Source organism: Lentzea sp., from assembly GCF_035525475.1.
In the GTDB taxonomy this organism is placed as follows: Bacteria; Actinomycetota; Actinomycetes; order Mycobacteriales; family Pseudonocardiaceae; genus Lentzea.
This window is the reverse complement of record NZ_DATLEC010000050.1, coordinates 36,235-48,670: the sequence shown is the minus strand read 5'-3', so window position 1 is coordinate 48,670 and position 12,436 is coordinate 36,235. Positions and strand designations below refer to the sequence as shown.

Annotated in this window: 15 protein-coding genes; 3 read left to right on the top strand and 12 right to left on the bottom strand. The window is 71.4% G+C overall.

What is annotated here, in order from left to right:
• Positions 1-31: 31 nt before the first annotated feature.
• Both VM306_RS08940 and VM306_RS08935 read right to left on the bottom strand, forming a co-directional pair.
• Positions 32-226 carry a ferredoxin gene (locus VM306_RS08940; protein WP_325512911.1) on the bottom strand — a complete coding sequence of 65 codons (195 nt, stop codon included), beginning with the start codon at positions 224-226 and terminating at the stop codon, positions 32-34.
• Positions 223-1,437, bottom strand: coding sequence for a cytochrome P450 (locus VM306_RS08935; protein WP_325512909.1), 1,215 nt, complete (start codon positions 1,435-1,437; stop codon positions 223-225). Before VM306_RS08935 ends, VM306_RS08940 begins: the two co-directional genes overlap by 4 nt.
• Before the next feature lie 72 nt (positions 1,438-1,509).
• Between VM306_RS08935 and VM306_RS08930 the strand changes: the two genes are divergently transcribed.
• Positions 1,510-2,163: a TetR family transcriptional regulator gene (locus VM306_RS08930; RefSeq protein ID WP_325512907.1), complete on the top strand. Its 654-nt coding sequence runs from the start codon at positions 1,510-1,512 to the stop codon at positions 2,161-2,163.
• Between the two features lie 13 nt (positions 2,164-2,176).
• Here VM306_RS08930 and VM306_RS08925 read toward each other — a convergent pair whose 3' ends face one another.
• Complete coding sequence (locus VM306_RS08925) at positions 2,177-2,494, bottom strand: hypothetical protein (RefSeq protein WP_325512905.1); 318 nt, start codon at positions 2,492-2,494, stop codon at positions 2,177-2,179.
• Positions 2,495-2,647: 153 nt separating this feature from the next.
• Between VM306_RS08925 and VM306_RS08920 the strand changes: the two genes are divergently transcribed.
• Entirely contained in the window at positions 2,648-4,051 is a 1,404-nt protein-coding gene (locus VM306_RS08920; RefSeq protein WP_325512914.1) for a TIR domain-containing protein, read from the top strand.
• Here the strand turns inward: VM306_RS08920 and VM306_RS08915 are convergent.
• The 5 genes from VM306_RS08915 to VM306_RS08895 are packed head-to-tail and all read right to left on the bottom strand — an operon-like array spanning position 4,048 to position 7,975.
• Complete coding sequence (locus VM306_RS08915) at positions 4,048-5,295, bottom strand: hypothetical protein (protein ID WP_325512904.1); 1,248 nt, start codon at positions 5,293-5,295, stop codon at positions 4,048-4,050. The two genes, VM306_RS08920 and VM306_RS08915, sit on opposite strands and share 4 nt — an antisense overlap.
• On the bottom strand, positions 5,295-6,074 hold the full coding sequence (locus VM306_RS08910) for a hypothetical protein (protein ID WP_325512903.1): 780 nt from the start codon (positions 6,072-6,074) through the stop codon (positions 5,295-5,297). Before VM306_RS08910 ends, VM306_RS08915 begins: the two co-directional genes overlap by 1 nt.
• A gap of 4 nt (positions 6,075-6,078) precedes the next feature.
• On the bottom strand, positions 6,079-6,948 hold the full coding sequence (locus tag VM306_RS08905) for a hypothetical protein (protein ID WP_325512901.1): 870 nt from the start codon (positions 6,946-6,948) through the stop codon (positions 6,079-6,081).
• Positions 6,945-7,514: a hypothetical protein gene (locus VM306_RS08900; protein ID WP_325512899.1), complete on the bottom strand. Its 570-nt coding sequence runs from the start codon at positions 7,512-7,514 to the stop codon at positions 6,945-6,947. The genes VM306_RS08905 and VM306_RS08900 overlap by 4 nt, the downstream gene beginning before the upstream one ends.
• Before the next feature lie 17 nt (positions 7,515-7,531).
• A complete protein-coding gene (locus VM306_RS08895) occupies positions 7,532-7,975 on the bottom strand; it encodes a hypothetical protein (RefSeq protein ID WP_325512897.1) in 444 nt (147 codons plus the stop codon).
• Positions 7,976-8,122: 147 nt separating this feature from the next.
• On the opposite strand from VM306_RS08895, the gene VM306_RS08890 reads away from it, so the two are divergent.
• Positions 8,123-8,992 (top strand): aminoglycoside phosphotransferase family protein, encoded by an 870-nt coding sequence (locus VM306_RS08890; RefSeq protein ID WP_325512896.1) that lies wholly within the window; start codon positions 8,123-8,125, stop codon positions 8,990-8,992.
• On the opposite strand, the gene VM306_RS08885 is transcribed toward VM306_RS08890, so the two are convergent.
• The 4 genes from VM306_RS08885 to VM306_RS08870 are packed head-to-tail and all read right to left on the bottom strand — an operon-like array spanning position 8,976 to position 12,404.
• Complete coding sequence (locus VM306_RS08885) at positions 8,976-9,431, bottom strand: SRPBCC domain-containing protein (protein WP_325512894.1); 456 nt, start codon at positions 9,429-9,431, stop codon at positions 8,976-8,978. The genes VM306_RS08890 and VM306_RS08885 overlap by 17 nt on opposite strands.
• A complete protein-coding gene (locus tag VM306_RS08880) occupies positions 9,428-10,207 on the bottom strand; it encodes an SDR family oxidoreductase (protein WP_325512913.1) in 780 nt (259 codons plus the stop codon). The genes VM306_RS08885 and VM306_RS08880 overlap by 4 nt, the downstream gene beginning before the upstream one ends.
• Positions 10,207-11,355, bottom strand: a complete 1,149-nt coding sequence (locus VM306_RS08875; protein WP_325512892.1) for a sulfotransferase — start codon at positions 11,353-11,355, stop codon at positions 10,207-10,209. Before VM306_RS08875 ends, VM306_RS08880 begins: the two co-directional genes overlap by 1 nt.
• Positions 11,352-12,404, bottom strand: coding sequence for a DUF1214 domain-containing protein (locus VM306_RS08870; RefSeq protein ID WP_325512890.1), 1,053 nt, complete (start codon positions 12,402-12,404; stop codon positions 11,352-11,354). The genes VM306_RS08875 and VM306_RS08870 overlap by 4 nt, the downstream gene beginning before the upstream one ends.
• Between the last annotated feature and the right edge of the window lie 32 nt (positions 12,405-12,436).

Genomic DNA, 12,436 nt, shown 5'->3' with positions numbered 1-12,436 from the left:
CCGGGCCGTCGTGGCCCGGTGCCGCACACCGCTACTCCTCGACGGAGATGGCCGACGCCGGACAGACCTCCGCCGCGTGCTTCACGTCCGCCAGCCGCGACGCGGGCGGGCTGGCGTCCAGCAGGTCGACGAGACCGTCCTCGTCGCGCTGGTCGAACACGTCGTCAGCCGTCAGCACGCACTGCCCGGCCCCGACGCACTTCTCCTGGTCCACCACGATCTTCACGCCGACCTCCAGGTGACGGGCAGCTCGGACACACCACCGGTGAGGGTGGGGCGGATCTGCAGCTCGTCGAGCTCCTTGGCGAGCCTCATCTCCGGCAGGCGCTTGGCCAGTGCGGCGAAGACCACGCGCAGCTCCGTGCGGGCGAGCGAGGCCCCGATGCAGAAGTGGGCGCCGTGGCCGAAGCCGAGGTGCGTCCTCTCCGGACGGTCGGGGTTGAACTCCTCCGCCTCGCTGTACACGCCGGCGTCGCGGTTGGCCGCGTTGATCGACAGGACCAGCGCGTCACCGGCGTGGATGGTCACGCCCGCGAGGTCGACGTCCTCCTTCGCGTACCGCAGCAGGCCGAGGTCGCCGGGGGCACCGAGGCGCATGACCTCCTCGACCACCGCGTCGACGCGGCCCTCCGGGTCGGCGACGAGGGCCTCCCAGCGCGAACGCTCGGTGAGCAGGAACAGCACGCCGAGGCCGATGCGGTTCACGGTGGTCTCGTGGCCCGCGAACAGCAGGCCGACGCACAGCCGGACCATCTGCTCGTAGTCGTACGCCGCGTCCTCGCTCTGCGCGCGGACGAGGTCGGAGATCACGTCCTCGCCGAGCTGCCCGCGCTTGGCCTCGACCAGCCCGACCATGTAGCGGAAGAACTCCTCCCGCGCCTGGTGGGCCCCGTCGCCGATCTCGGTGTTCGCCATGCGCTCGGACAGCGACGCGAACAGCTCCGTGTCCTTCTCCGGAACGCCGAGCAGCCGGCAGATCATGGCCACGGGCAACGGGAACGCGAGCCCGCGGTGCAGGTCGACGACACCGGTGGTCTCGTGCTCGGCGATCAGCTCGTCCAGGTAGCCGTCGACCAGCTGCTCCATGTTCTCGCCCAGCATGCGCATCCGCTTGGCGGAGAACGCCGGGGTCAGCAGGCGGCGCATGCGCGCGTGGTCGGCCTCCTCCGTCTCGTACTCGCCGGTGGGGCCGTCCTGCACGGCGGAGGTGGAGATGCGCGAGGCCTTGTCCGGCTCGGGGTGGGAACGGCCGAAGCGCTTGTCGCCCAGCAGGAGGCGGACCTCCTCGAAGCGGGTGACGAGCCAGGCGGGGTCACCGGCCGGCGTGGTGACGGGCGCGATCGGCGCCTCACGCCGCAGCACCTCGTACAACGGAGCCAGTTCGAGGACGTTCGGCCTGGGCAGCGGCAGCTTCAGGCGCTCTGCGTCAATGCTCATGCACCGACCGTAGCGCTTTCTGGCAGACCCTGCCAATAAATCTTCCGGGCGTTGACGTGCTTGAATCACCCGATGAGGGACGTTGCGACAGAAAAGCCGCGCCGGGGCCGGCCGCCCGTGAGCGACGAGCAACGTGAGCGGCAACGCCTCGACATCTCACGCCACGCCGTGCGGCTGTTCGCCGAGCAAGGCGTGGCCGGCACGTCGGGGGAGCAGATCGCCCAGGCCGCCGGCGTCTCCGAACGCACGTTCTGGCGCTACTTCCCGCACAAGGAGAGCTGCGTCGAACCGCTGCTCACCCAGAGCGTCGACGCCTTCTGCGCCGTCCTGCGCGCCTGGCCCGCCGAGCTGGAGCTGATCGACCACCTGCGCGCCGCCTACACGCCGGTGATCGACTCGTCGTCGGGCGGGGACGTCGACTCGGTGCTCGACGTCGTGCGCCTGACCCACGGCGAACCGGCGTTGCGCGCCGTTTACCTGATGCTGCACGAACGGGCCGAGAACGCCCTGGTGGACGTGCTCGCGCGGCGGCTCGGCCAGCCGGAGGACGCGATCGACGTGCGGGTGCAGGCCGCCGCGATGAGCGCGGCGCTGAGGGTGGCGACGGACGACGTCGCGCAGGCGGCGGTCGGCGGCGCCACCTCGCGCGTGCTCGACGGGCACCGCGAACAGTTGGCCCACGCGTTGAACCTCGTGCTGAGGGGCTTGTCGAGGCCCGCGAGCTAGGGCGGGACACGCCTTAGGAAGGGTTCATGCTCTCGACCCCCTGCACGAACAGCACCACCAACGTCAGCACGACCACGATGCCGACCACGCCGGTGATGAGCATTCCGGAGCCGAGAGAGCGCCACGGCGCCGGAGCGGCGGCTTTCACGACAGCTCTCATCAGCACGGAGCCGAGCGTGACCCAGACGAACGCGTAGGCGTACTCGCCGCCCTGCCAGTCGAGCGACGAGAACGTGTCGGTCAGGTAGCTGCCGGCGATCAGCACGAGCAGAAGCGAGGTCACGGCGAATCCGGCTGTGGCGGCCATGCGGCTGCGATCGGTCTTGGTCACGCTTCGAGCGTGCCGGTGGCGGGCCTGGGCGGCATCGGTACAACTACTCACGCTGGTGGAGCCCGTGACGCTGCGCCGTTCGGGTGTTGCGCGCAACACACACCCCTGCTCGGGCGATTTCACCGGTAGGTGGGATCCGAGGGGTGAGCGGCCATCATTTTCGTCAGCTACACCAGGAACGACCAACGGACAGTGCACGCGCTCAAGGACGACCTCGAGCGCCTGCACTGGCAGGTGTGGATGGACCACGAGATCCACGGTGGCGAGCAGTGGTGGCGCGAGATCATCGACACCATCCTGCAGGCCAAGGTGTTCCTCTTCGCGCTGTCCGACGCGTCCTGGCGGTCGCGGCCGTGCCAGGAGGAGCTCGACTACGCCAAGAAGCTCGGCCTCCCGGTGCTGCCGGTGCAGGTGGGGCCCGTGCACAACCTCCGCATCCCCATCATGGAGACGCAGGCGATCGACTACCGCGAACGCACGCCGGAGGCGGTGCTGGCACTGGTGGCCGCGCTCGCCGACCTGGCCAGCCGCGACACCGTGCTGCCCGACCCGTTGCCGGACCCGCCCGGTGTGCCGTTCGAGTACCTGTACCGGATGGCCGAGCGGCTCGGTCCCAAGCCGATCCCTGTCGACGACCAGGAGCTGCTCATCGCCCAGTTCCGCACCAAGCTCCGCAACGAGGACGACGACGTCGCCCGGGCCGACATCGTGAAGCTGCTCAAGGAGCTGCGCCGCCGCAAGGAGCTCACGGTCGGCAACTCGGAGGAGGTCGACTCGCTGCTGGAGACCGCGGAGCGCGCGGTGGTGGAGACGGAGGAGGGCGCGACCCGGCTGCCTCCGACGGACCACTGGCGTCAGGGCAGGACCGAGACCAGACCGCTCCCGGAGCAGCAGGAGACCAGGCAGCAGGAGACCAAGCAGCCAGAGGTCAGGCAGCCGGAGACCGGGCGGCAGGAGACCGGGCAGCCTCCGTCTCCTCCCACGAGACCGCCGAAGCGCGTCAGGAAGCCGGAGCCGCCGCAACCGCCCCGGCCGGCGCACCAGTGGCCCAGCACGACCCGGCCCGCGACACCGGAACCGCCGAAGACCGAGCCCGTCGAGCAGAACACCGTTGCCGCGCCTGCGAACGAGCCGAAGACGGACGAGGCGCCGGTGTGGCTGCGCTCGCTCGTCACCAACGGCGCCACGACCCCGCCGCAGCAGCAGCCGCAGACATCGTCGGCACCGACGCCGAGGTGGTGGGAGGCGAACCAGCAGCAGAAGCCGGTACCACCGCCCGAACCCCGGACCGCGCCGAAACCGAGGCATCCCCTCGCGTTCGCCGGCGCGGTGCTCGGCGCGACCGGCCTGCCGTTCCTGTTCTTCGCCGGAGCGCAGGACGATCGCACCGCCGAGCGCGTGGGCGTGGTCCTGTTGATGGTCACCGTCGCACTGGGACTGTCGCTCGCCCTCGTCTCGTTGGCGCGCAAGGAACCGAGGTCCCGCACGGCGGTCGCGATCGCCGGAGTCGGCCTCGGCGGCGTGCTCCTGTTCGCCGCCCTCTCCGGCGTGTTCTAGCGCTTCCTTCGGCGCAGGACGAACCCGCCCACCAGCACGGCCACCAAGGCGATCATGGCGAACACCCCGGCCAGGTCGTCGTCGGCGCCCGCCGCGTCGAGCAGGGCCGCGGACGTCACCCCGATGAGCGACCACGCCGCCAACGCCGTCACGACGACGAGCCAGATCGCGGGCTTCTTCTTCCTCACGGGTGGTGCGGGGACCGGAGCCGTTGCCTCCCACCAGTTCGCCGCGGGCCGCCGCTGCGGAGACGGCGGAACGGGAGGCGGTGGTGGCGGCATCTCGGGCCTCGGCGGCGGGATCCCGGGTCCGGCGCTGCCCGGGACCACGGTCGGCGTGCGCTGCCACCACTGCACCACGGCGGGAGCGAGCAGGTCGTCGAGCGCTCCGTCGGCCGTCCACCCCGGACGGCAGCACGCCTGGAGCCGCTCAGCCATCTGGTCGATCCGCGGGTCGCCCAGGCTCGCGAGGTGCCGCCACGCCGGCGTGTCGAACGACTGGAAGTCCCGCTGGGTGAAGAGGAGGTTGTCGTCGGTGTTGAGCGTCGACCACGTCGGGCGCAGCGCCAGCGCCGACAGCGACAGGTAGATGACGAGGCCGGGGAAGGTGTCCATCCAGCGGCCCCACGGCCGTCCGGGCGGCTGGTAGTTGTGGTGGCCCGTCTCGGCGGGCGGTGTGCCGCCGGCGAAGTCCTCGATCCAGGCGCAGTCGAAGTCGACCAGCCGCAACGTGCCGCGCGTCTCCACGAGCACGTTGCCGTGCTGGAGGTCGCCGTGCGCGAAGTCGGCCCGCTGCAGGCGGTGGACCAGGCCGCGCCACGACCGCGCCAGCTCGGTGAGCGCCCCGGTGTCCTGGCGGGTCACCAGGTCGTCGACGTGCCGGTTCAGCGTGTGGCCCTCCACCCACGGCATCTCGACCACCGGCCAGGTGCTGCCGCCGACCCTGACGCCGTCGTCGATCCACCGGGGCAACGCCACGGCGTCGATCAGCTGCCTTGAGGTGAAGTGCCCGTGCAGCGCGTCGTAGCGCCGGCTGTTGCTCGCGTCGGCACGGGTGAAGAAGCGCAACGCGCGTGCCTCGCCGCCCGCCATCGCCTTGAACACCACCGCGCTCGCACCCGAGGCGGGGGAGGGGATCTGGAACACCGGGTGCACGACGAGATCGAGGGCGCGCAGCTCGTCGGTGGTGAACGCGTCCGGCCGCTGCACCGCCTTCATGTAGTCGTCGAACCCCGGGTAGCGCATCAGACGCACACCACCAGCTGGTCGGGCCACGAGGCGGCGACGCTGATCCGCATCAGGGTGACGTCGTCGTTGGTCATCTCCCGCGTCTCGCGCCGGTCGTCGGCGAGCTCGCGGAAGCGGTGGGGGTGGTCGAGCCCGGCGAGCAGGCTCCACAGCCCGTCGTCGTCCTCGCGGACCATCCACTGGGCGAGCGCGTCCGTCGCCAGGTAGAGCAGGTCGCCCGGCTCCACGTCCCCTTCCGCGAACTCCATCCGGTCCACCACCCCCGGCAGCGCGGCGGGCACGGTCGGCACCCCCGCGGGGTTGACGCCGAAGTCGTCCGCCCGCATCGGCGGGAACTGGCCGACGAGGCGGTTGCCGCGGACGTGGAACAGCACGGTGTCGCCCACCGCGACGGCCCGCCAGCGCGGGCGCTCACCCGCCAGGCCGGTGAGCTCGCAGCCGAGGAACGTGGCGAACGACCCGACACTGTCCAGTTTGAACAGTTCCACCCCGGACGCCCGCGACAGCACCGGGTCGTGCCGCCACCCGTCCTGGGCCCGCACCGCCCAGCCGAGCAGCGACCGCCGGGTCAGTTCGACGTCCGGCGCCACGAACCCCTCGACGAGCCGCATCGCCCACCGCGTCGAGCCGAACCCCTCCGTGGCGCCGTCCGCCAGCGCGAACCGGGGACCGCGGCCCGTCTCCCGGTCCTCCGGCGCGGCGGCGGCGCCGTCCTCCCACTCCCACGGGTCGTTGCCCTGCTTGGGAGCGGAGAAGACCACCTGCCAGGCGTACACGGCGTCACCGCGCCCGGTCCGGCACCCTGGTGCCGATCTGGAGGACCCGCAGCAACGTCGAGCGGCCGACGTTCAGCGCGAGCCCGCGCGCGCCCTGCCGCACGTCGTACCCGTCGGCCCGCGCGTTCTGCGCCATCGGCGGCGGCAGTTCGCTGCTCAGCGCGAACAGGTCGGGTCCCGGCTGCGGAAGGTTGCTCGGGTCGGACGGGAAGACGACCTCGCGCGCGTCGGTGGGGGAGAGGAACACGTTGAAGAACAACGCGGGCCCGTCGGAGGTCTCGATCGAGGTCAGCCGTTTCACCCAGTCCTGCAGCGTCGCGCCCTGGTGCGGGCTGTCGGTGACCATGCCGTCGGTGATGTTGATGATGATGGGAGGGAAGGAGTCCGGGTGCGCGCCGACCCAGTCGAAGACGTGCGCGCCCGCGGCTTCCACGGCCTGGCACATCGGCGTGCGGTAGCCGTGCACGGGATCCACCCAGACCGGCATCCTCACCGGGACCGGCATCGCGTCGATGGACGGCTCGTCGCGCACGGCGAACGGGTTGGCCGCGAGCTCCGGCAACGGCACCAGGCCGCGTCCGGTCAGGGCGCCGCCGAACGCGCTCTCCACGCCCTCGCCGCCGGGACCGGTGATCCGCGCGCCGTAGCTGAACACGCCCACGTCGAAGTAGTGCCGCACCGGTGCGTTGACCTCGATGGTCGCCTTGACGCACATGTCGAGCAGGATGTTGTTGACCGCCAGCGCCGCGCCGACCGCGAGCGAACCGCCGGTGGCGCCCCAGTGCAGCTTCATGGAGTCGGAGCGGTCGAGCAGGATGACGACGCATCCCGGTGTCGCTCTCGACACCCATTGCCGGTACGTGCCGATGGTCATCTGTGCTCCTCGTCGGCAGGGGTGGCTCTGGTCAGGTTGTGCCGCACGACGGTCGGTGGCCACGCCGTGCCCGGCTGCCACTCCCAGGCGTTGCGGCAGTGGGGGTTGCGGCACGTGAACGCGCAGACCTCGTCGTCGCGCCGCAGGTCGAGCTCGAACCCGGCGCACCGCGGGCACTGGGCGATCTGGGTCCGGTGCGCGTCGAAGTCCGCCAGTGGCACCGCTTTCCGCGCGGTCTGGACCGCCGGCCTGGTGCTGGGCCGGTTGGTCTGGTTCCACCAGTCGTTGTCCGGCGGCTGCGTGGGCGTCGGGGCGGGCAGTGCCGCCGCCGGTCGCGCCGGTCGCGGCGGTGGGGGTGTGTGCCGGGGCACGGGTGCCGGAACCCGTTGTGGTTCGGCCGTTTCCTCGCCGTGGGCCCCCAGCAGCGCGAGCGCGGTGCCGAGCAGCCCGCAGAACGAGACGACGACCACCGTCCGGATCGTGCCGAGCCCGTCGGAGAAGGACGCGCCGAGCGCGGCGCCCGTCGCCCCGAGCACCACCGTCGACCACAGGACCACCTGTGCCATGACCCGCTCCGACACGGTCAGCCCCCTTTGACGACGACGAGGGTGACGTCGCCCTGTCCGGCCGGCAGGTCCCAGCACGACGAGCCCGGCGCCGCGCCCTGCACCGATTCCGCTCCCCGCCAGCCCCTGGGCAGCGAGACGCACACCGTCAGCGGCCCGGTGCCCGGCTCCGCGGTGATCACGCCGTCCTTGCCGACCGCGAGCTTCGCGTCCGAGGCCGCCCGGTAAAGACGCACCTGACTGCCCTGCAGCTCGGTCACCGGAACGTCGTCGTCGGGCAGCCCCTTCTCGGCGGGCTGCCTGGCGACCAGGCGGATGGTCAGCGCCGCGGGTGTGGCCGGCTCCGGCTCCACGGGCGTGGGGTCGGGAGCCATGACCGCGCCGAGCACCAGCGCGGTGCCGAACGAGATCAGCAACGCGTACACCGGTGCCATGAACCGGTTGGTGATCCACTCAGGCATCACTGTTCACCGGGCGCCTCCGCACGGTCAGGTGAGCACTCACCTGTCAGTCGTGCGCCGGCGGTGATGTGTGTCGGACGCAGCCGCTAATACCCACGAATGGTCCAACGTGCTTGCAAGAATTCTCCGCGGACGTGCATCGGTAGCGTGAGCACGGTGGAAGACCTGGGGAGCATGACCGCGCGTCTGGCGCAGAGGTTCGGGCCGTCGGTCGCCGAGTGGTGCGAGGGCGTGCCGGCACGGGTCGAGCGGCTGGAGCGCCGGTGGGGCTTCGAGCTGGGCGCGCCGCTGGAACCCGGCGCCGTGTCGGTGGTGTTCCGGTGCCGGTGGCCGGACGGCACGCCCGCGGTGCTGAAGCTCAGTCCCGGTGCGGAGCTGCTCGCAGCCCAGGCCGGGATGCTCGGGCTGTTCGCCGCGTCGGGACGGGTGCCGGCGGTGCTCGCTGTGGACGAGGACGCGCTCGTGCTCGAGGAGGTGCTGCCGGGCACTCCCGCGGAGGACCTGCCGTTCGACGGGCTCCCGGCGCTGTGGGCGGAGCTGCTGCGGGCGTTGCACGCGGTGCCTGAACAGCCGGTCGGGCCGCTGCGCGAGAGGTGTGAGGAGTTCCTCGCCCGGATCGGGCGGCGGCGGGACGATCCGGCGATCGGGAGCCGGGTGTCCGCGACGATCTGGGCCAGGACCGTCGAACGGTGCGGGAAGTTGCTGGACACGCAGGGCAGAACCGTTGTGCTGCACGGCGATCTGCACCTCGGCAATGCGCTCGACGGTGGACCGCGGGGGCTCGTGGCGATCGATCCCAAGGCGTGCCTGGGTGATCCGTGCTTCGACGCCGCCGACCTGGTCGTGGCCGGACCGGGTGTCGAGGACCGGTGCGAGCGGGTGGCGGCGGCGTGCGGGCTCGACGGCGACCGGTTGTTCGCCTGGAGCCGGGTGTTCGCGACGCTGCTCGCCATCGGGCACCTCGGCGGCGGTGGTGACGGGACGGCCGTGGAGGAGCTGCTCACGGTGGCGCGGTGAGCCCCGCCACCCTGTCCCGCAACGCGCGGGCGACCGAGTCGAAGCCGTTCTTGACGTAGGCGCCCTGGGCCGCGAAGACGGCGTCCGCGTACTTGCCGGTGAACGTCTCGAAGGTCCGGTAGCTGCAGCGCTCCTGGCCGAGCGGCGTGATCAGCTGGTCGCGCACGCCGAGCAGGCCGGGGAACGTGTCACCGGTGTCGTACCGCAGCAGCCTCGGCGGCTCGACGACGCGGACGTACTCGCGGCTGACCCACGTCCCCTCGCTGCCGTCGGGCTTGGGCAGGGTGAGGTCGATCGGCGAGCCGACGGCCAGAGTCGTGTCGACGGCGACCGTGTAGGGATTCCACTGTGGATAGTTGGGGTAGTCGAGCAGGACGCTCCAGACGAACTCGGCCGGGGCGTCGATCTCCACGGTGACGGACTCCACGAGGTGGCTCATGCCGGCATGTACTCCCCGCCGTTGACGTCCAGCACCGCGCCCGTGACCTCGGAGGCGTAGCGGGACAACAGGAACAGCACCGCGCCGGCGCACGCCTCGTCGGCCGGGATGCGGCCCAGCGGGGTGCGGGCGGCGATCTCGTCGTAGACGTCCTGCTCGGACAGGCCCCGCGCGTCGGCGGTGAGCTTGAGGTAGAAGCGGACTCCTGGTCCGTCCAGCCAGCCCATCACGGCCTGGTTCGCGCGGATGCCGTGCTCGCCCAGCTCCAGCGCCAGGAACTGGGTCGCGGTCGCCATGGCCGCTTTCGCCACCGCGTACCCGGCCTCGCCGCGCATCGGTTTGCGGGTGGTCATCGTGCCGATGTTGACGATCGAGCCGCGACCGGCGGCCTTCATGTGCGGCACGACCGCGCGGGTCACGTTGAGCGCGCCGAACAGGATGATGTCCATCGACCGCCGGACCGCCTTCTCCGGCGTCTCCAGCAGGTCGGAGAAGCCGGGGTGCCCGAACGCGGAGTTCACCAGGCCGGTGATCGCGCCGAACCGGTCCACCGCCGTCCCGACCAGCGTCGCGACGTCCTCGGGCCGCCGGACGTCGCACCGCACGCCGACGGCCTCGCCACCGGCGCCCGCGACGTCCTTCTCCACCTGCTTCATCACGTCGGCGGAGCGGGCGGCCATGACCACCTTGGCGCCCTCGGCCGCGGCGCGGACGGCCAGCTTCGAGCCCAGGCCGGGCCCGACGCCCGTGATCACCACGACCTCGTCCTGGAGCATCACAGGTAGACCTCCGAGTAGAAGGCGAAGTCGCGCCGCAGCTGGTCCTCGGACAGCCCGAAGTCCTCCGGCGCGTAGGAGTGGGAGCCGTGCCGTTCGGTGCGGTTCTGCTCCAGGTACGCCTCGAACGCCGCGTCGTCGGCGGGACCGGCGGGCAGGCCCAGCGCGTCGAGGACCTGGCGGGCGACCTCCAGCGGTTTGCTGACGGTGTCGGCGAACCGCACGTCGACGAACCGGTCGGGCCGGTCCGCACGCGCGGTGGCGAAGTCCTGCAACGTGTCGGCGAACCGGCGGGACCAGTACCGTCCTATGAGGACCGGATCGGCGTTGTCGCTGTACTGCGAGGACATCGCGCGCACCATCGACGCGTACGACGGCACGGCGTTCACCGGCGAGCGGTGCGTCATCACGATCTTGCACGCCGGGAACTCGGCGAGCACCGTGTCGACGGCGGTCAGGTGGTGCGGTGACTTGAGCACCCAGGGCAGCGAACGGCCGGGGTTCTGCCACTGCAACACCTGCAGCCACTCGCGCAGCTCGCGGTACGCGGGTCGCTGGTCGGCCGAACGCAGCCAGTCGCCGTACGCCGGCACCCAGTAGAACGAGTCGAAGCTCATCGACACGAACGTCCGGTCCAGCAGGATCACGTCCTCCTCCGGCCCGTCCCACACGACCGTGTGCAGGTCGCCGAAGTCGGGGGAGAGCTGCGAGAACACCCGCATGCGTTCCTGGGCGCGGCGTTTGCGCCGCTCCGCGTCCGGGCCCTCGCCGGGGAACGGCAGCGGGTACGCGACCTCCCACGACAGCGTGGACGTGACCTGGGGCGACGCCGACAGGAGCCGGTGCAGCAACGTCGAACCGGTGCGTGGCAGCCCGCAGATCTCAGCGGCCACGCGCACCTCGACGTCGAGGACGGAGGGTTCCGCGCGTTGCAATGCGCGCAGCCGCAACCGGTCCGCGAGCAGCGCGGTCAGCCGGTGCTTGGTCAGCTCGTAGCCCAGCGGCGACAGCGCCGCCTCGGTGTTGAGGCTGTGGACGAGCACGTCCAGAGGTTCGCGGAACCAGTCGTCGCCGAAGTCCGACAGACCGGTCTTCGCGCTCGCCTTCTCCAGCAGCTCGGAGACGTTCAGCTCGGTCGTGACCGTCATCGGACCTCCTCCAGGGGCACCACGCGGCACTGCGGGACCGGGTGGACCGCGGCGCCGAGCCAGCGCAGCAACGCGGTGCCGGAGGAGTGGCCGCAGGTGTCGATCCAGTTGCCGGTGCCGGGGTCCTCCGCGGCCACCACGATCGTCAGGCGCCCGTCGGGTGAGAGCACGGCGGTGTGCTTGTTGACGGCGGTCCGGCGGCGGTGGTCGAGCGACTCCATCCACCAGTTGTCCAGCTGGAAGTTCCAGTACGGGCAGTCCGGCACGTCGGTCTCGATCACCCACGCCTCGCCGGGGCCGAGAGCCCAGTAGCCGTGCAGGTAGAAGATCTCCGGGTCGCCGCCCGCGCGCTGGAACATCTCCTGGCCGAAGTCGGGCAGCTCGTTGGGGCGCGCCATGAACGTGCGGGTCCAGTGCGCGAACGTGGCCGCGGTGCCGTGCACGGACAGGGACGCCCGCTGCAACGCCTTGGCCAGGAACTCCGGCGTCAGCCCGGCGGGCTCCGCCGGACCGCCGATCTGCTCGATGTGCCACTCACCGGGCGTCTCGGACGTGCGGTCGAGGTACGTCTGACGGACGACGAGGCCGGTCGAGTCGGGTGCCAGCGGCAACCAGTTCCCCGGCTGCTCGGCGGCGCTCGCGATGATCTCCACCGTGCCGTCCGGCCCGACCACCAGGCCGGCGTCGGACAGCTCCCCGGTCGACGCCATCGTGCCGTCCTTGGCGTACCGGTTGGCCTTGGACCCGATGCTGAAGTAGGCGATGGTGCCGCGCTTCCCGGTGATCCGGTACGTGCGGTCGCCCCGGATGTTCGCGGACAGGTAGACGTTGTCGGGGTTGTCCGCGCCGATCTTGACGAGGTCGAGCTCGTGGAAGCGCGGGAAGTCGGGGTCGGCGTTGTCCAGGCAGGAGTAGAGCATCTCGCGGGTGAGCCTCGCGAGGTACCGGTAGCCCTCCGCGCGGTCCAGCGGGGTGTCCGGTCCCGCGAGCACCACCTCGCCGGCCTTCTCCAGCGCCCGGCAGAACTGCGACCACGCCTGGTCCGGCACGGGACACCTCCCGAATTTAGAACATGTTCTAG